Consider the following 17827-nt stretch of genomic DNA (forward strand, 5'->3'; position numbering starts at 1 on the left):
GCAACATGACCGACACCACTTCCCCCACCGCGCAGCTCTCCGCCGCGGGCGTCAGCATCTGGCTCGACGACCTGTCCCGCGAGCGCATCGATGCCAAGGGCATCGAGAAGGTGATCGCCGAGCGCGACGTCGTCGGCATCACGACGAACCCCACCATCTTCGCGTCGGCCCTCGCCAAGGGCGAGGCGTACGACGCCCAGGTCCGCGAGCTCGCGGCCGACGGCGCCGACGTCGACCGCGCGGTCTTCGAGATCACCACCCGCGACGTCGGAGAGGCCGCGCGCATCTTCCGCCCGGTCTACGACCGCACCGCCGGCTTCGACGGCCGCGTCTCCATCGAGGTCTCCCCCGACTTCGCCAACGACACCCAGGCGACCATCGACGAGGCCCACAAGCTGTGGGACAAGATCGCCGAGCCCAACGTCATGATCAAGATCCCCGCGACCCGCGAGGGCCTCGAGGCCATCACCGAGGTCATCGGCGCCGGCATCAGCGTCAACGTGACCCTGATCTTCAGCCTCGAGCGCTACCGCGAGGTCATCAACGCATACCTCACCGGCCTCGAGAAGGCGAAGGCGGCGGGCATCGACCTGTCGACCATCCACTCGGTCGCCTCCTTCTTCGTGTCGCGCGTCGACACCGAGATCGACAAGCGCCTCGACGCGCTCGGCACCGACGAGGCCACCGCGCTCAAGAGCAAGGCCGGCGTCGCCAACGCGCAGCTCGCCTACCAGGCCTTCGAGCAGTCCTTCGCGTCCGAGCGCGCCCAGGGCCTCCTCGGCGCCGGCGCCAACAAGCAGCGCCCGCTCTGGGCGTCGACCGGCGTCAAGAGCCCCGACCTGCCCGACACCCTCTACGTGACGCAGCTCGTCGCCGCGGACGTCGTCAACACGATGCCGGAGAAGACGCTCGACGCGACCTTCGACCACGGCGTGATCGAGGGCGACACCATCACCGGCTCCTACGACGCCGCCAACGAGGTCCTCAACCGGGTCGACGCGCTCGGCATCTCCTACAAGGAGGTCACGGAGCTCCTCGAGAAGGAGGGCGTCGAGAAGTTCAAGGTGTCGTGGAGCGAGCTCATCGAGACCGTCACGACCGCCCTGGACGGCGCCAAGTGAGCGTGCGCATCGCGCTGAGCGGCGCGGCGGCCACGGCCGTCGAGACCCACGTCCCCGCCCTCGTCGAGGCGCACGTCGCCTCCGGCATCACCGGGCTGGACGGCACGCTCTGGGGACCGGACGCCGAGTCCGAGGCCACCAAGCGCCTCGGCTGGACGCAGGCGGTCTCCGTCTCCCGTCCGCTGGTGGCCGAGATCACGGCGCTCCGCGAGGAGCTCCGCGGCCAGGGCGTCGACCACATCGTCCTCGGCGGCATGGGCGGTTCCTCGCTCGCGCCCGAGGTCATCACCCGCACCGCGGGCGTCGAGCTCACGGTCCTCGACTCGACCGACCCGGGCCAGGTGCTCGCCGCGCTCGGCGACCGCCTCGCCACCACGGCGGTCGTCATCTCCTCGAAGTCCGGATCCACGCTCGAGACGGACAGCCAGAAGCGCGTCTACGAGAAGTCGTTCCGCGAGGCGGGCATCGACCCGACCACGCGCATCGTCATCGTGACCGACCCGGGCTCCCCGCTCGACGAGTCGGCCCGCGCCGACGGCTACCGCGTCTTCAACGCGGACCCCGACGTGGGCGGCCGCTACAGCGCGCTGACCGCGTTCGGCCTGGTGCCGTCCGGCCTCGCCGGCGCCGACATCGGCGGCCTGCTCGACGAGGCGGAGGCCGCGTCCGCGCAGCTCGCCGTCGACGACGTGTCGAACCCGGGCCTCGTGCTCGGCGCCGCGATCGCCGGCACCTCGCCGCTCAAGGACAAGCTCGGCATCGTCTCCGACGGCACGCACATCGTGGGCTTCGGCGAGTGGGTCGAGCAGCTCATCGCGGAGTCCACCGGCAAGCTCGGCACGGGCCTCCTGCCCGTCGTGCTGCCGACCGACGCCCCCGAGCTGTCGCTCGACCTGGCCGACCTGCAGATCGCGCGGCTCGTCGCCGACGTCGACGCGCACGACGCGGCCGAGGGCGAGATCGTCATCAGCGGCACGCTCGGCGCGCAGATCCTCACGTGGGAGTACGCCGTCGCCGTCGCGGGCCGCCTGCTCGAGATCAACCCGTTCGACCAGCCCGACGTGGAGGCCGCCAAGGTCGCCGCGCGCGGCCTGCTCGACGACCGTCCCGCTCCCGAGGCCCCCGTCGTGACGACGGACGGCATCGAGGTGCGCGGCACGAGCGAGGTCACCGAGGGTGCGTCCGACGTGTCCTCCGCCATCGACGCCCTGCTCGCACAGGTCGGCCCCACGGGCTACGTCGCCGTCCAGGCCTTCGTGGACCGCCTCTCGCTCCCCGAGCTCGAGCGCCTGCGCGACGCGGTGGCCCGCAAGGTAGGCCGTCCCGTCACGTTCGGCTGGGGCCCCCGCTTCCTGCACTCCACGGGGCAGTTCCACAAGGGCGGCACCCCCGTCGGCGTGTTCCTGCAGATCACCGCGGACGCGGCCGAGGATCTCGAGATCCCCGACCGCCCCTTCACCTTCGGGCAGCTCATCCAGGCGCAGGCCGCCGGCGACGCCACCGTGCTCGCCGAGCACGGCCGTCCCGTCCTGCGACTGAACCTGACCGACCCCACCACGGACGCCCGGGCCCTGCTCTCGACGCTCGAATGACCGCATCGCCGGATCCGTCCGGCAGATCGAGGAGTTACATGTCGCCGGTGGATATCACCCCGGAATTCAATCCACTGCGGATCCCGTCAGACCGACGGCTGAACCGCATCGCGGGGCCGAGCAGCCTCATCATCTTCGGCGTGACGGGTGACCTGTCGCGCAAGAAGCTGATGCCGGCGGTCTACGACCTCGCCAACCGGGGGCTCCTGCCCCCCGGCTTCGCGCTCATCGGCTTCGCCCGGAGGGACTGGGAGGACCAGGACTTCGAGCAGGTCGTGTACGAGGCCGTCAAGCAGTACTCGCGCACCAAGTTCGACGAGGACGTCTGGCGCCAGCTGGCGCAGGGCATCCGCTTCGTGCAGGGCACCTTCGACGACGACGAGGCGTTCCAGACGCTGAAGGACATCACGGAGGAGCTCGACCGCGAGCGGGGCACGATGGGGAACCACGCGTTCTACCTGTCGATCCCGCCGAAGTCCTTCCCGCTGGTCACCGAGCAGCTCCGCCGCTCGGGCCTCGCGGACCAGAAGGAGGGCCACTGGCGCCGCGTCGTCATCGAGAAGCCCTTCGGGAGCGACCTCAAGACGGCACGCGAGCTCAACGCCGTCGTCGAGTCGGTCTTCCCGCCGGACTCGGTGTTCCGCATCGACCACTACCTGGGCAAGGAGACGGTCCAGAACATCCTGGCGCTGCGCTTCGCGAACCAGCTCTACGAGCCCCTGTGGAACGCCAACTACGTGGACCACGTGCAGATCACCATGGCCGAGGACATCGGCGTGGGCGGCCGTGCCGGCTACTACGACGGCATCGGCGCGGCGCGCGACGTGATCCAGAACCACCTCCTGCAGCTCCTCGCCCTCACGGCCATGGAGGAGCCCGTCGCGTTCGACGCGTCGAGCCTCCGGGACGAGAAGGAGAAGGTGCTGTCCGCGGTGCGCCTGCCGAAGGACCTCTCCACCGCCACGGCACGCGGGCAGTACGCCGGCGGCTGGCAGGGCGGCGAGGAGGTCGTGGGCTTCCTCGACGAGGACGGCATGGACCCCGAATCCCTGACCGAGACGTACGCGGCCATGCGGCTCGACATCAACACGCGCCGCTGGTCGGGCGTGCCGTTCTACCTGCGGGCGGGCAAGCGCCTCGGGCGTCGCGTGACGGAGATCGCGGTCGTGTTCAAGCGCGCGCCGCAGAACCTGTTCGCGGAGGACCAGACGTCGGCCCTCGGGCAGAACGCGCTCGTCATCCGGGTGCAACCCGACGAGGGCGTCACCATCCGCTTCGGCTCCAAGGTGCCGGGCGCGGGGATGCAGGTGCGCGACGTCACCATGGACTTCGGCTACGGCCACGCCTTCACCGAGGCGAGCCCGGAGGCGTACGAGCGGCTCATCCTCGATGTGCTGCTCGGCGACCCGCCGCTCTTCCCCCGCCACCAGGAGGTCGAGCTGAGCTGGAAGATCCTGGACCCCATCGAAGAATTCTGGCGCACGCAGGGCCAGCCCGAGCAGTACCGTCCGGGCACCTGGGGGCCGGCCTCGGCCGACGAGCTCCTCGCCCGCGACGGACGGACCTGGAGGCGGCCATGAGAGTCGATCTGCCGAACACCACCACCGCCAAGATCTCGAAGGCGCTCGTCAAGATCCGCGAGGAGGGCGGCGCCGTCGCCCTCGGCCGCGTCCTGACGCTCGTGATCTCCACCTCGCTCGGCAGCGAGGAGGAGGCCATCGAGGCGGCGAACGACGCCTCGCGCGAGCACCCCATGCGCGTCATCGTGATCTCCACCGAGCGCGGTGCCGCCGCGGAGACGACGACGGAGAAGGCGCGCGTCGACGCCGAGATCCGCGTGGGCGGAGACGCCGGCGCGAGCGAGGTCGTCGTGCTGCGCGTCTACGGCGCGGCCGCCGAGGACGAGGAGAGCCTGGTCACGGGCCTCCTCCTCCCCGACGCTCCCGTCGTGGCCTGGTGGCCGCACGATGCTCCCGCGGTCGTCAGCCAGTCGCCGCTCGGCCGCATCGCGCAGCGCCGCATCACGGACTCGTCCACCAGCAGCAACCCGCGCCTGGCTCTGCAGCACCTGGCGGCGACGTACGCCCCGGGCGACACGGACTTCGCCTGGACGCGCCTCACGCTCTGGCGCGCGCTGCTCGCCGCGGTGCTCGACCAGCCGCCGTACGAGCCCGTCACGCAGGTGGAGGTGTCCGGCGCCGCCGACTCCCCCAGCACCGTGCTGCTCGCCGCGTGGCTCGGGCTGCAGCTGCAGGTGCCCGTGCTGCACGAGGTCACCACGCGCGCCACCGGCTCGAGCGGGATCCACGGCGTGCGGCTCCACCGCGCGTCGGGCGTCATCGACCTCGACCGGCCGATCGCCAACGTGGCGACGCTCAAGCAGCCGAACCAGCCGACGCATGACGTGAGCCTCCCCCGGCGCAGCCTCCGCGACTGCCTGGCCGAGGAGCTGCGGCGCCTCGACCCGGACTCGCTCTACGGGGACGTGATCCGTCACGGTCTCGAGCGCTCGAACGCCGGCCACGGGTACATCCCCGCGTCCGCCACCGCACGGAAGGACTCGGGAGACCGATGACGAACGACCGCAGGGTGCTCGTGCACCCCGACAAGAAGGCCATGACCGGCTCCGTCGCCGCGCGCTTCCTCACGAAGCTCGTCGACATCCTGGATGAGGAGGAGACCGCGAACGTCGTCCTCACCGGGGGGACGGTCGGCCCGAGCATCCTCGCGGCCGTCAACGAGTCCGCGGCGCGCGACAGCGTCGACTGGACCCGCGTGCACTTCTGGTTCGGCGACGAGCGGTGGCTGCCCCAGGGCGACCCCGAGCGCAACGACACCACGGTGCGTGCGGCCCTGCTCGATCACATCGAGCTGCCCGCGGAGAACGTCCACGCCATGGGCGCGAGCGACGCCGGCCTGAGCCTCGACGAGGCCGTGGCCGCGTACACGGCGGAGCTCGCCGCGCACGCGAACGGCGAGACCGGACTCCCCCGGTTCGACATCACGTTCCTCGGCGTGGGGCCGGACGGGCACGTGGCGTCGCTCTTCCCCGACAGCGAGGGCATCCGCACCATGGACGCCGCCGTGATCCCGGTGCGCAACTCGCCGAAGCCGCCGGCCGAGCGCATCTCGCTCACGCTGCCGGTGCTGAACTCGTCGCTGCGCATCTGGATGGTGCTCGCGGGCCCCGACAAGGCGTTCGCGCTCGGCCTGGCGCTCGCGGGCGCCGACCGCACCGAGGTTCCCGTAGCGGGCATCAAGGGCCGCAAGCGCACGGTGTTCTTCATCGACCGCGAGGCTGCCGCCGACGTCCCGGAGAACCTCCGGCTGTCGTCGTACTGACACGGGAGCCGGCGCGGACCGGCGATCGACACGACGGGCGGGTCGTCCGGGGCCCGCCCGTCGTCGTCCCCGCGGAGACGCGACACGGCCGGGGACGCGCAACCGTGGGCGGTCGCACCCAGCGGGCCCCCGGAGACGCGGAACGCCCCCGTCCTCGGGACGGGGGCGTTCGACGTTCGGATGCGGTCCGGGGCTACTTGGTGGCCTTGACCGTGCCGCGGCGGGCGCGGAGCTGCTCGAGCGCCTCCTCGAGGAGCTGGCTCGCCTCCTCCTCGCTGCGACGCTCCTTCACGTACGCGAGGTGCGTCTTGTACGGCTCGAGCTTCGCGACCGACGGCGGGTTCGCCTTGTCGCGCCCGGCCGGGAGACCCGACTGGGGCGAGTCGATGGTGACGGGGATCTCCTCCTCCGGCAGGTTCGCCGCGAAGTGGCGCACGGTCTCGTTGCCGAGGGCGTCCCAGTACGAGATCGAGATGCGCTCCGCGTGGAAGCCGCGGTCCTGCTCGCCCATGGGGCCCGCGCCGACGCGCGAACCGCGGATGGCGCTTCCTCCTGATGCCATGTGGCTGCTCCCTACAATCCGGTGTCGAACTTGGTGATGAGCCCCAGGACCACGATGCACGTGACCCAGACGAGGCCGAGGATGACGGTGATGCGGTTCAGGTTCCGCTCGGCCACGCCCGAGGAGCCGAGGCTCGACGTGGTGCCGCCCCCGAACATGTCGGACAGACCGCCGCCCCGCCCCTTGTGCAGGAGGATGAGCATGGTCAGCAGGAGGCTGGTGATTCCCAGAACCACCTGCAGGACTACCTGGAGGATTTCCACGTGCGGCCTTTCGGGTGCGCGGTGCTGTGGCCGAGACCGACCGGTGAACGGCCGATGGGCCGTTGTCGATTATAGCGGGCGGCTGAGTACGACGAGCCGCCCGCGCCCGGATGGACGCGAGCGGCTCGGGGGTATGCGCGGATCAGACGCCGACGTGCGAGCGGAACCGCGCGATCGCGGAGAACTCCTGCACGTCGAGGCTCGCACCGCCGACGAGGGCTCCGTCGACGTCCGGCTCTCGGAGGAAGCCCGCGATGTTGCCGGACTTGACCGAGCCGCCGTAGAGGATGCGCGTGGCCTTCGCGGCCTCGTCGCCCAGGAGCTCGGCGACGACCGCGCGGAGCGGGGAGGCGACCTGCTGGGCCTGCTCCGGCGTCGCGGCCTGGCCGGACCCGATGGCCCACACGGGCTCGTAGGCGACGACCACGTCGGCGCCCTTCGGCAGGCCCTGGAGCGCGACGCGCAGCTGGGCCACGGGGACGGCGCTGGCGCCGTGCTCCTCGAGGTCAGCGGCCGTCTCGCCCACGCAGATCACCGGGACGATGCCATGCTTCACCGCGGCAGCTGACTTGGCGGCCACCTGCTCGTCGGTCTCGCCGTGCAGCGTGCGCCGCTCGGAGTGGCCGACGATGACGTACCGGCAGGCGAGCTGCGCCAGGAACGCCGCGGAGATCTCCCCCGTGTACGCGCCCGACTCGTGCTCGGAGACGTCCTGGGCGCCGTAGGCCAGCTCGAGCTTGTCGGCCGAGACGAGCGTCTGCACGCTGCGGATGTCGGTGGCCGGCGGGAAGACCGCGACCTCCGCCTCCGCGTAGTCGTGCTTGGCGTCCTTGAGGCTCCACGCGAGCTTCTGGACGAACGCGATGGCCTGGAGGTGGTCCAGGTTCATCTTCCAGTTGCCCGCGATGAGGGGCGTGCGCCCCTGCGGGCGATCGGTCACTGCCATCCGAGGACCTCCAGTCCCGGCAGGCGCTTCCCCTCCAGGAACTCGAGGCTCGCGCCGCCTCCGGTCGAGATGTGACCGAAGCGGTCATCATCGAATCCGAGCGCGCGGACGGCCGCGGCGCTGTCGCCGCCGCCGACCACGGAGAGCCCCTCGACGCGCGTGAGCGCATCCGCGACCGTCTTCGTGCCGGCCGCGAACGGCTCCAGCTCGAAGACGCCCATGGGCCCGTTCCAGAACACCGTGGTCGAGCCGCGGATGATCGTCGCGAACGCGTCGGCGGTCTCGGGGCCGATGTCGAGCCCGAGCCCCTTCGCGCCCGCCGGCGTGCCCTCGATGGCGTCGGCCCGCGTCACCTCGTGGGCGGCGTCGGCGGAGAACCCGTCGGCGACGACCACGTCGGTGGGGAGCACGATCTTCACGCCGCGCTCCTCGGCCTCGGCCAGGTAGCCCTTGACGGTCTCGACCTGGTCCTCCTCGAGGAGGCTCGCGCCCACCTCGTGGCCCTGGGCCTTGAGGAACGTGAAGAGCATCCCGCCGCCGATGAGCAGCGAGTCGACGCGCGGCAGCAGGTGCCCGATGACGCCGAGCTTGTCCGACACCTTGGATCCGCCGAGGACGACCGTGTACGGCCGCTCCGGGTTCTCCGTCAGGCTGTCGAGGACCTCGAGCTCGCTGGCGATGAGCGAACCGGCGGCGCTGGGGAGCGCCGACGCGAGCTCGAACACGCTGGCCTGCTTGCGGTGCACGACGCCGAAGCCGTCGGACACGAACACGTCCCCGAGCTCGGCGAGCGACTCCGCGAATCCGCGGCGGACGGCCTCGTCCTTGCTCGTCTCCTCCGCGTGGAAGCGGAGGTTCTCGAGCACGACGACGTCGCCGTCGCCGAGCGCCTCGACGGCCGCGCGGGCGGAGTCGCCCACGGTGTCGCTCGCGAAGGCCACGTCCGTCCCGAGCAGCTCGCCGAGGCGGGCCGCGACGGGACGCAGGCTGTACTTGTCATCCGGCGTGCCGTCGGGACGGCCGAGGTGCGAGATCACGACGACGCGGGCGCCGGCCTCGCGGAGACCCGTGAGGGTCCCCAGCGAGGCGCGGATGCGCCCGTCGTCGCCGATGACGCCGTCCTTCAGGGGGACGTTGAGGTCGCAGCGCACGATGACGCGGCGGCCCCGGAGATCCCCGAGGGAGTCGATGGTGCGGAGTGCCACGGCCGGTTACAGGCGATCGGCGACGTACTCGGTGAGGTCGACGAGGCGGTTGGAGTAGCCCCACTCGTTGTCGTACCACGACGCGACCTTGACCTGGTTGCCGATGACCTTGGTGAGGCCGGCGTCGAAGATCGAGGAGTGCGGGTCGTTGACGATGTCGCTCGAGACGATCGGGTCCTCGGTGTACTTGAGGATGCCCTTGAGGGGGCCGTCGGCCGCCGCCTTGTACGCCGCGTTGACCTGCTCGACCGTGACGTTCGCCGAGGTCTCGATGGTGAGGTCGGTGATCGAGCCGGTGGGCACGGGCACGCGGAGGGCGTAGCCGTCGAGCTTGCCGACGAGCTCGGGGATCACGAGGCCGAGCGCCTTCGCGGCACCCGTCGACGTGGGGATGATGTTGACCGCGGCGGCGCGCGCGCGGCGCAGGTCGCTGTGCGGGCCATCCTGCAGGTTCTGGTCGGCCGTGTAGGCGTGGACCGTCGTCATGAGGCCGCGCTCGATGCCGAACTCGTCGAGGAAGACCTTGGCGAGGGGCGCGAGGCAGTTCGTGGTGCAGGACGCGTTCGAGATGACGTCGTGCGTGGCGGGGTCGTAGGTGCCCTCGTTGACGCCGAGGACCAGGGTCGCGACGTTGTCGCCCGTGGCGGGCGCGGAGACGAGGACCTTCTTGGCGCCGGCGGTGATGTGCTTGCGCGCGTCCTCCGCCTTCGTGAAGCGGCCGGTGGACTCGATGACGATCTCGACGCCCAGCTCGCCCCAGGGGAGGTTCGCGGGGTCGCGCTCCTCGAGGACGCGGATGGCCTTGCCGTTGACGACGATGTTGTCGCCGTCGAGCTCGACGGTAGCGTCGAGGCGGCCCGTGATGGAGTCGTACTTGAGCAGGTGCGCGAGCGCCTTGTTGTCGGTGAGGTCGTTCACCGCGACGATCTCGATGTCGCTGCCCTTGGCGAGCGCGGCGCGGAAGTAGTTGCGGCCGATGCGGCCGAAGCCGTTGATGCCGATCTTGACGGTCACGTGTTCTCCTGATGTTCTGCGCGCTCGGGGGCGGCGGTGGGTGATGGAGGTTCGGGGTGCGCGGGAGTCCAGCCGTGCGGGATCCGCGGGCGGCCGGGGTCTCCCCGCCGGCCGCCCGCGGATGCGGCTACGAGAGGAGGAAGAGGCCCTGCGTCTTGGTGCGGGCCGCGTCGAAGCGCGCCTGCACGTCGGCCCAGTTGACGATGTTCCAGAACGCCTTCACGTAGTCGGCCTTCACGTTGACGTAGTCGAGGTAGAACGCGTGCTCCCACATGTCGAGCAGCAGGATCGGGACGGTCGCCGCGGCGAGGTTGCCCTGGTGGTCGTACAGCTGCTCGATGATGAGCTTCTGGCCGAGCGAGTCCCACGCGAGGATGCTCCAGCCGGAGCCCTGGATGCCGAGGGCCGATGCGGTGAAGTGGGCCTGGAACTTGTCGTACGAGCCGAAGAACTCGTCGATGGCCGCGGCGAGCTCGCCGGTGGGCTTGTCGCCGCCGTCGGGGCTGAGGTTGTTCCAGAAGACCGTGTGGTTGACGTGGCCCGCGAGGTTGAACGCGAGGTCCTTCTGCAGCTTGTTGACGAAGGTCAGGTCGCCGGCGTCGCGCGCCTCCTGCAGCTTCACGAGGGCGGTGTTCGCGCCGTCGACGTAGGTCTTGTGGTGCTTGTCGTGGTGCAGCTCCATGATGCGGCCGCTGATGCTCGGCTCGAGGGCCGAGTAGTCGTACGGGAGGTCGACGAGAGTGTAGTCAGCCATAGGTGTATCTCCTCTTCATTGCCCGGGGGCTCCCGGCCAGAGGCCGGGGGTGGGTGACGGATCGAGTCTAGTCCGGCGGCCCTCCGCGCCACCTGGCCGGATGACGCCCGGCGTCGGGCGGATCACCGCGCGTCGCGGCGTTCGCGCGGGCGACGTACGCGTCGTGGATCAGACGTCGTCGAGGTCGGCGGGGAGGTTGGCGTCGGTGCCGGGGAGGCCCTCGTCGACGGCCTTCTTGTCGGCCATGGCCAGGAGGCGGCGGATGCGGCCGGCGACGGCGTCCTTCGTCATGGGCGGATCCGCGTGGTGGCCCAGCTCGTCGAGGCTGGAGTCCCGGAAGCGCAGGCGGAGGTCGCCCGCGTACTTGAGGTGCTCGGGGATGTCCGGGCCGAGGATCTCCATGGCCCGCTCGACGCGCGCGCACGCGGCGACGGCGGCCTGGGCGGATCGGCGGAGGTTCGCGTCGTCGAAGTTCACGAGGCGGTTCGCGGTGGCGCGCACCTCGCGGCGCTGGCGCATCTCCTCCCAGTTGACGACCGTGCCCTGCGCGCCCATGACGCGGAGCATCTGCCCGATGGCGTCGCCGTCGCGGATGACGACGCGGTGGACGCCGCGCACCTCGCGCGCCTTGGCGCTGACGTCGAGGCGGCCGGCGGCGCCGACGAGCGCCATCGCCGCCTCGTTGCCGGGGCAGGTGACCTCGAGCGCGGCCGAGCGGCCGGGATCCGTGAGAGTGCCCGCGGCCAGGAAAGCTCCCCGCCAGACGGCGGCGATCTCCTCGCGCGAGCCCGTGGTGAGCCGGTTCGGCAGGCCGCGGATGGGGCGGCGCCGCGCGTCGAGCAGGCCGGTCTGGCGGGCGAGGGTCTCGCCGCCCTCCATCACGCGGACCAGGTAGTGGGTGGCGCGGCGCATGCCGGATGCGGGGATGACCGAGATGTCGCTGCGCACCCCGTAGAGCTCGGCCAGGTCCTTGCGGACGCGACGGGCGAGGAGCGGGGTGTCGAGCTCGGACTCGACCGCGATGCGGTTCGAGATGAGGTGCAGCCCACCCGAGAAGCGCAGGATGGTGGCCAGCTCGGCGGCCCTCACCGTGGTCTTGCTGACCTCGACGCGTGACAGTTCTTCCTTGACGTCCGAGGTCAGAGGCAAATGCTTACTCCCTTGATGAGATGGGTGCCCTACTCCCGGCCGAGGTCGCGGTGCTTGGTGCTGACAGCGACGCCGGGAAGGGCGCGGAGGAGGCTGGAGAGCTCCTCGGAGACGGCGACCGAGCGGTGCTTGCCGCCGGTACAGCCGATAGCGATCGTAGCGTGTCTCTTGTTCTCCCGCTGGTACCCCGCGAGCACCGGGGCGAGGGCCCGGGCGTACGCGTGGACGAACTCCTCCGCCCCCTCCTGGCCCAGCACATAGTCGCTGACGGCCTTGTCGCGACCCGTGAGCGGGCGGAGCTCCGGGGTCCAGAACGGGTTCGGGAGGAACCGCATGTCGGCCACCATGTCGGCGTCCGCCGGGGTGCCGTACTTGAACCCGAAGCTCATCACCGTGACGCGCACGCCGGCGTCGTCCGCGCCGCTGAACTGCTCGGTGATGGTGGTGGCGAGCTGGTGGATGTTGAGCTCGGAGGTGTCGATGACGAGGTCGCTCGCCTCCCGGATCTCGATCATGCGGGCGCGCTCGGCCGCGATGCCGTCGAGCAGCGTGCCGTTGCCCTGGAGCGGATGCGGGCGGCGCACCTGCTCGAACCGACGGACGAGCGCCGCGTCGGTGGCCTCGAGGAACAGGACCCGCAGGCGCGGCCCGGTGCCGAAGGTCTGCAGGATGTCGCGCAGCTCGGAGAAGAAGTCGCCGCCGCGGACGTCGACCACGGCCGCGATCTTCGGCAGCGACGTGCCTGCGCGGCCGGCCAGCTCCACGAGCGGCTTGAGCATCTGCGGCGGGAGGTTGTCGACCACGTACCAGCCGAGGTCCTCCAGCGCGTTGCCGACGGTGGAGCGGCCCGCGCCGGACATCCCCGTCACGATCATGACGTCCTGCTGGGGGATCTCCACGCTCATGCGGGCATGCACCTCTCGTCGCGCTGTCGGTGGATCCAGTCTAGGCGCGACCCGCGACACGCCACCTGGCGGTGGTCACGAACGGAGCCGCTCGTAGACGGCCCGCGCGAGCGTCGGCCCGATGGTGCGGACGGCCGCGATCTCCTCGACCTCCGCCTGCTTGAGCTTCGCCACGGACCCGAACTGCTGCAGCAGCCGCTGCACGCGCGACGGCCCGAGCCCCGGGATCTCGTTGAGCACCGACGTGATGTCGCGCTTCCGGCGGGCCCGCTGGTGCGTGATGGCGAACCGATGGGCCTCGTCGCGGATGCGCTGGATGAGGAAGAGCGCGTCGCTGTTGCGCGGCAGGATGATCGGGTAGTCGGAGTCCGGCAGCCAGATCTCCTCGAGGCGCTTGGCGATGCCGGCGAGCTGGATCCCCGTCACCCCCGACTCCTCGAGCGCCCGCTGCGCCGCGGCCACCTGCGGCTGGCCGCCGTCGACGATGAGCAGGTTGGGGCTGTACGAGAACTTGTTGACCGGCGGCGCCTCGCCGAGCTCGGGCGGCGCCGCATCCGCCGGCACCTCCGCCTCCTTGCCGAGGTACGCGAGCCGACGCGTGATGACCTGGTGGATCGACTCGGTGTCGTCCGTGGAGTCGGCGATGTTGAAGCGGCGGTACTGGTCCTTGCGCGGCAGGCCGTCCTCGAACACGACCATGGACGCGACGATGTTGGTGCCGCTGAGGTGCGAGACGTCGTAGCACTCCATCCGCAACGGGGCGTCGGGCATGCCCAGCGCCTCTTGTATGTCGGCGAGGGCCTTCGAGCGCGTGGTGAAGTCGGAGCTGCGGCGCGTCTTGTAGAGCATGAGCGCGTTCTGCGCGTTCGTGGCGGCGGTGTGCGCGAGCGCGGCCTTGTCGCCGCGCTGGGCGACGCGGAGGTCGACCTGCCAGGAGCTCGGCCGGCCGCGGCGCACGGTGCCGTCGTCCTCCCCCGCGGCGCGCCGCTGGCTGAGCCAGAGCTCGAGCTCGGCGGCGTCGGCCGGCAGCTCGGGGACGAGGACCTCGCGCGGTGGGTGCGCCTCGTCCTCGTAGGCGTTGTGGAGCACGGTCTCGACGAGCTCGCCGATGCCGATGTCGAGCTCCTTGTCGACGACCCAGGTGCGCGTCCCCCGGATGCGTCCGCCGCGGACCATGAACTGCTGCACGGCCGCGGCGAGCTCGTCCGCCGCGATGCCGAAGACGTCGGCGTCGACCCGGTCGTCGAACACGACGGCGGTCTTGGAGAGGGCGGCCTCGAGCGCGCCGATGTCATCGCGGTGCCGTGCGGCCGCCTCGTAGTCCATCTCCGCCGCGGCGTCCTTCATGCGCTGCGTGAGCTGGCCCACGTACTTCGAGTCGTTGCCCGCCATGAAGCTCACGAAGTCGTCCGCGATCTCGCGGTGCTCCTCGTCGGAGACGCGGCCGACGCACGGGGCGGCGCAGCGGCCGATGTCGCCGAGCAGGCACGGGCGGTTCGTCTGGCGGGCGCGCTTGAACGTGCTCTCGGAGCAGGACCGCATCGGGAACACCTTCAGCAGGTGGTCTACCGTCTCGCGGATGGCCCAGACCTTGGTGTAGGGACCGAAGTACTTGGCGCCGCGGATCTTGCGGTTGCGCGTGACCATGACCCGTGGATAGTCCTCGCCGAGCGTCACGGCCAGGTAGGGGTACGACTTGTCGTCCCGGAACTTGACGTTGAACGGCGGGTCGAACTCCTTGATCCACGTGAACTCGAGCTGCAGCGCCTCGAACTCGCTGCCGACGACGGTCCACTCGACGCCGGCCGCCGACGTGACCATCCGACGCGTGCGCTCGTGCAGGCTCTCCAGGGGTGCGAAGTAGTTGGCGAGCCGGGCGCGGAGGTTGTTCGCCTTTCCCACGTAGAGCACGCGGTCCGCGGCGTCGCGGAAGCGGTACACGCCCGGCGACGTGGGGATCTCCCCCGCAGCCGGGCGGTAGCCGACGGTGTCGGTGCGGGCCATCAGCCGGCCGCGCGCTCCTCGCGCGCGCGCTGGGACGCGACCGCGGAGGCCTCGGCCTCGGCGTCGAGGACCTCCTTGAGGAAGCCGCCCGTGTAGCTCTCCGGCACGGTGGCCAGGTGCTCGGGCGTGCCGGTGGCGAGCACCGTGCCGCCGCCCGCGCCGCCCTCCGGGCCCATGTCGATGAGCCAGTCGGCGGACTTGATGACGTCGAGGTTGTGCTCGATGACGATGACGGTGTTGCCCTTGTCGACCAGCCCGTTCAGCACCAGGAGCAGCTTCCGCACGTCCTCGAAGTGGAGCCCGGTGGTCGGTTCGTCGAGCACGTAGATGCTCCGGCCGTTCGACCGGCGCTGCAGCTCGGTGGACAGCTTGACGCGCTGCGCCTCGCCGCCGGAGAGCGTCGTGGCGCTCTGGCCGAGCCGCACGTAGCCGAGGCCCACGTCGACCAGCGTCTTCATGAAGCGGTGGATGGCCTGGATCGGCTCGAAGAACTCCGCGGCCTCGCTGATGGACATGTCGAGCACCTCGGCGATGCTCTTGCCCTTGTAGTGGACGCTGAGGGTGTCGCGGTTGTACCGCGCTCCCCCGCATACCTCGCACGCCACGTACACGTCGGGCAGGAAGTTCATCTCGATCTTGATCGTGCCGTCGCCCGAGCACGCCTCGCAGCGCCCGCCCTTGACGTTGAAGCTGAAGCGGCCGGGGAGGTACCCGCGGGCCTTGGCCTCGGTCGTCTCGGCGAACAGGTTGCGGATCCGGTCGAACACGCCCGTGTAGGTGGCCGGGTTCGAGCGCGGGGTGCGGCCGATGGGGTTCTGGTCGACGTGCACGACCTTGTCGAGGTTCTCGAGCCCCGTGACGCGGGAGTGCTTGCCCGGGACCTTGCGGGCGCCGTTGAGCTCGTTGGCGAGCACGCGGTAGAGGATGTCGTTGACGAGCGAGGACTTGCCGGACCCGCTGACGCCCGTGACGGCCGTGAGCGTGCCGAGCGGGAACGTCGCGGTCACGTTCTGCAGGTTGTTGGCGCGCGCGCCGACGACCTGGATCTGCCGCTTCTTGTCGATCTTCCGGCGCTTCACGGGCGTCGCGATGGCGCGGCGGCCGGCGAGGTAGTCGCCCGTGAGCGACTCGCGGTTCTCGATGAGGCCCTCATAGGAGCCCGAGTGCACGACCTTGCCGCCGTTGACGCCCGCGCCGGGACCGATGTCGACGATCCAGTCGGCGGTGCGGATGGTGTCCTCGTCGTGCTCGACGACGATGAGCGTGTTGCCGAGGTCGCGCAGCTTGACCAGCGTCTCGATGAGGCGCCGGTTGTCGCGCTGATGCAGGCCGATGGACGGCTCGTCCAGCACGTAGAGCACCCCCGTGAGCCCCGAGCCGATCTGCGTCGCCAGGCGGATGCGCTGCGCCTCGCCGCCGGAGAGCGAGGCCGCCGCCCGCGCGAGGTTGAGGTAGTTCAGGCCGACCTCGATGAGGAACTCGAGCCGCACGCGGATCTCCCGCAGCACCTGCGCGGCGATGTGCGCCTCGCGGTCGGTCAGCTCGAGCTGCGCCATGAACTCCTGCGCGTCCGAGAGGCTCATCTCGGCGACGTCGGCGATGTTCGCGCCGTGCACGAGCACCGCGAGGACCTCGGGCTTCAGCCGCTTGCCGTCGCAGACCGGGCAGGGGATCTCGCGGAGGTACTCGCCCCAGCGCGCACGCTGGTTGTCGGTCTCCGCCTGCGCGAACTGGCGCTCGATGTAGGGCATGACGCCCTCGAAGCCGGACGAGTAGGTCATCTCGCGGCCGTAGCGGTTCTTCCACTTGACCTGGACCTCGAAGTCGTTGCCCCGGAGGACCGCCTCGCGGACCTCCTCGGACAGCTTCCGCCATGGCGTGGTGAGCGAGAACTTGAGGTCGCGCGCGAGGCCCGCCAGCAGCTTCTCGTAGTACTGGAAGAGGCCCTTGCCCTGCGTGGTCCACGGGAGGATGACGCCGTCGGCGATGCTCAGGGACTCGTCGCCGATGAGCAGCTCCTGGTCCACCGACATGCGCGTGCCGAGACCCGAGCACTCGGGGCATGCGCCGAAGGGCGCGTTGAACGAGAAGGTGCGCGGCTCGATCTCGGTGAGCTGGATGGGGTGGTTGTTCGGGCAGGACAGCTTCTCGGAGTACGTCCGCAGGCCTCCGGGGCCGTCGACGTCGACGAAGTCGATCATCACGATGCCGTCGGTGAGCCGGAGCGCGGTCTCGAGCGAGTCCGTCAGGCGCCCGAGGATGTCGTCGCTCGCGACCAGGCGGTCGACCACGACCGAGATGTCGTGCTTGTACTGCTTCTTGAGCTTGGGCGGCGAGCTGAGCTGGATGAGCTCGCCGTCGACGATGGCGCGGGAGTAGCCGCCGGAGGCGAGCTCCGCGAACAGGTCGACGAACTCGCCCTTCTTCTGCGACACGATGGGGCTGACGACCTGGTACCTGGTGCCGGTCTCGAGCTCCATGAGCTGGTCGGCGATCTGCTGCACGGTCTGTCGGGAGATGCGCTCGCCGCACACGGGGCAGTGCGCGACGCCGATGCGCGCCCAGAGCAGGCGCATGTAGTCGAAGATCTCGGTGATGGTGCCCACCGTGGAGCGCGGGTTGCGGTTCGTCGACTTCTGGTCGATGGAGACCGCGGGGCTCAGGCCCTCGATGAAGTCGACGTCCGGCCGGTCGACCTGGCCGAGGAACTGGCGCGCGTACGCGGACAGCGACTCGACGTAGCGGCGCTGGCCCTCGGCGAAGATCGTGTCGAACGCGAGCGACGACTTGCCGGACCCCGACAGGCCCGTGAAGACGACGAGCGAGTCGCGCGGGATGTCGAGGTCGACGTCGCGGAGGTTGTGGACGCGGGCGCCGCGCACGCTGAGGAGGGAGGAGGACTCGACGGGGGAGATTGACACCTGTCCATCGTATGCGTCGCCACCGACAGCGACCGCGGCCCGGGCGCGC

At 70.6% G+C, this 17827-nt stretch carries 15 protein-coding genes; 5 read left to right on the plus strand and 10 right to left on the minus strand.

Annotation, left to right across the window (positions count from 1 at the left end; translation table 11 throughout):
- The first annotated feature begins 5 nt into the window (after nt 1-5).
- The 5 genes from tal to pgl are packed head-to-tail and all read left to right on the plus strand — an operon-like array spanning nt 6 to nt 6055.
- Nucleotides 6-1121: a transaldolase gene (gene tal / locus K0V08_RS04455; RefSeq protein ID WP_012038423.1), complete on the plus strand. Its 1116-nt coding sequence runs from the start codon at nt 6-8 to the stop codon at nt 1119-1121.
- The gene (locus K0V08_RS04460; protein WP_079533281.1) at nt 1118-2713 is read left to right on the plus strand and encodes a glucose-6-phosphate isomerase; all 1596 of its coding nucleotides are present in this window, start codon (nt 1118-1120) and stop codon (nt 2711-2713) included. Before tal ends, K0V08_RS04460 begins: the two co-directional genes overlap by 4 nt.
- Before the next feature lie 38 nt (nt 2714-2751).
- Nucleotides 2752-4293, plus strand: coding sequence for a glucose-6-phosphate dehydrogenase (gene zwf, locus K0V08_RS04465; protein ID WP_012038425.1), 1542 nt, complete (start codon nt 2752-2754; stop codon nt 4291-4293).
- Entirely contained in the window at nt 4290-5288 is a 999-nt protein-coding gene (locus K0V08_RS04470) for a glucose-6-phosphate dehydrogenase assembly protein OpcA (RefSeq protein WP_012038426.1), read from the plus strand. Before zwf ends, K0V08_RS04470 begins: the two co-directional genes overlap by 4 nt.
- Nucleotides 5285-6055, plus strand: coding sequence for a 6-phosphogluconolactonase (gene pgl, locus K0V08_RS04475; RefSeq protein ID WP_079533283.1), 771 nt, complete (start codon nt 5285-5287; stop codon nt 6053-6055). The genes K0V08_RS04470 and pgl overlap by 4 nt, the downstream gene beginning before the upstream one ends.
- Nucleotides 6056-6248: 193 nt before the next feature.
- Here the strand turns inward: pgl and K0V08_RS04480 are convergent, their stop codons facing one another.
- The 10 genes from K0V08_RS04480 to uvrA form a co-directional block, all read right to left on the minus strand.
- Nucleotides 6249-6617, minus strand: coding sequence for an RNA polymerase-binding protein RbpA (locus K0V08_RS04480; RefSeq protein ID WP_012038428.1), 369 nt, complete (start codon nt 6615-6617; stop codon nt 6249-6251).
- 11 nt (nt 6618-6628) lie between these two features.
- Nucleotides 6629-6880, minus strand: a complete 252-nt coding sequence (gene secG / locus K0V08_RS04485) for a preprotein translocase subunit SecG (RefSeq protein WP_012038429.1) — start codon at nt 6878-6880, stop codon at nt 6629-6631.
- A gap of 142 nt (nt 6881-7022) precedes the next feature.
- Nucleotides 7023-7826: a triose-phosphate isomerase gene (gene tpiA, locus K0V08_RS04490; RefSeq protein ID WP_079533286.1), complete on the minus strand. Its 804-nt coding sequence runs from the start codon at nt 7824-7826 to the stop codon at nt 7023-7025.
- The gene (locus K0V08_RS04495) at nt 7817-9031 is read right to left on the minus strand and encodes a phosphoglycerate kinase (protein WP_079533288.1); all 1215 of its coding nucleotides are present in this window, start codon (nt 9029-9031) and stop codon (nt 7817-7819) included. Before K0V08_RS04495 ends, tpiA begins: the two co-directional genes overlap by 10 nt.
- Before the next feature lie 6 nt (nt 9032-9037).
- Entirely contained in the window at nt 9038-10045 is a 1008-nt protein-coding gene (gene gap, locus K0V08_RS04500; RefSeq protein ID WP_012038432.1) for a type I glyceraldehyde-3-phosphate dehydrogenase, read from the minus strand.
- A 127-nt stretch (nt 10046-10172) separates the two neighbouring features.
- On the minus strand, nt 10173-10799 hold the full coding sequence (locus K0V08_RS04505) for a superoxide dismutase (RefSeq protein ID WP_012038433.1): 627 nt from the start codon (nt 10797-10799) through the stop codon (nt 10173-10175).
- 168 nt (nt 10800-10967) lie between these two features.
- Nucleotides 10968-11948, minus strand: coding sequence for a DNA-binding protein WhiA (gene whiA, locus K0V08_RS04510; protein WP_012038434.1), 981 nt, complete (start codon nt 11946-11948; stop codon nt 10968-10970).
- A 29-nt stretch (nt 11949-11977) separates the two neighbouring features.
- The gene (gene rapZ, locus K0V08_RS04515; RefSeq protein WP_012038435.1) at nt 11978-12853 is read right to left on the minus strand and encodes an RNase adapter RapZ; all 876 of its coding nucleotides are present in this window, start codon (nt 12851-12853) and stop codon (nt 11978-11980) included.
- Nucleotides 12854-12928: 75 nt separating this feature from the next.
- Nucleotides 12929-14857 carry an excinuclease ABC subunit UvrC gene (gene uvrC / locus K0V08_RS04520; RefSeq protein WP_079533291.1) on the minus strand — a complete coding sequence of 643 codons (1929 nt, stop codon included), beginning with the start codon at nt 14855-14857 and terminating at the stop codon, nt 12929-12931.
- Nucleotides 14857-17778 carry an excinuclease ABC subunit UvrA gene (uvrA, locus tag K0V08_RS04525; RefSeq protein WP_012038437.1) on the minus strand — a complete coding sequence of 974 codons (2922 nt, stop codon included), beginning with the start codon at nt 17776-17778 and terminating at the stop codon, nt 14857-14859. Before uvrA ends, uvrC begins: the two co-directional genes overlap by 1 nt.
- Between the last annotated feature and the right edge of the window lie 49 nt (nt 17779-17827).

Source organism: Clavibacter michiganensis (assembly GCF_021216655.1).
GTDB lineage: Bacteria > Actinomycetota > Actinomycetes > Actinomycetales > Microbacteriaceae > Clavibacter > Clavibacter michiganensis.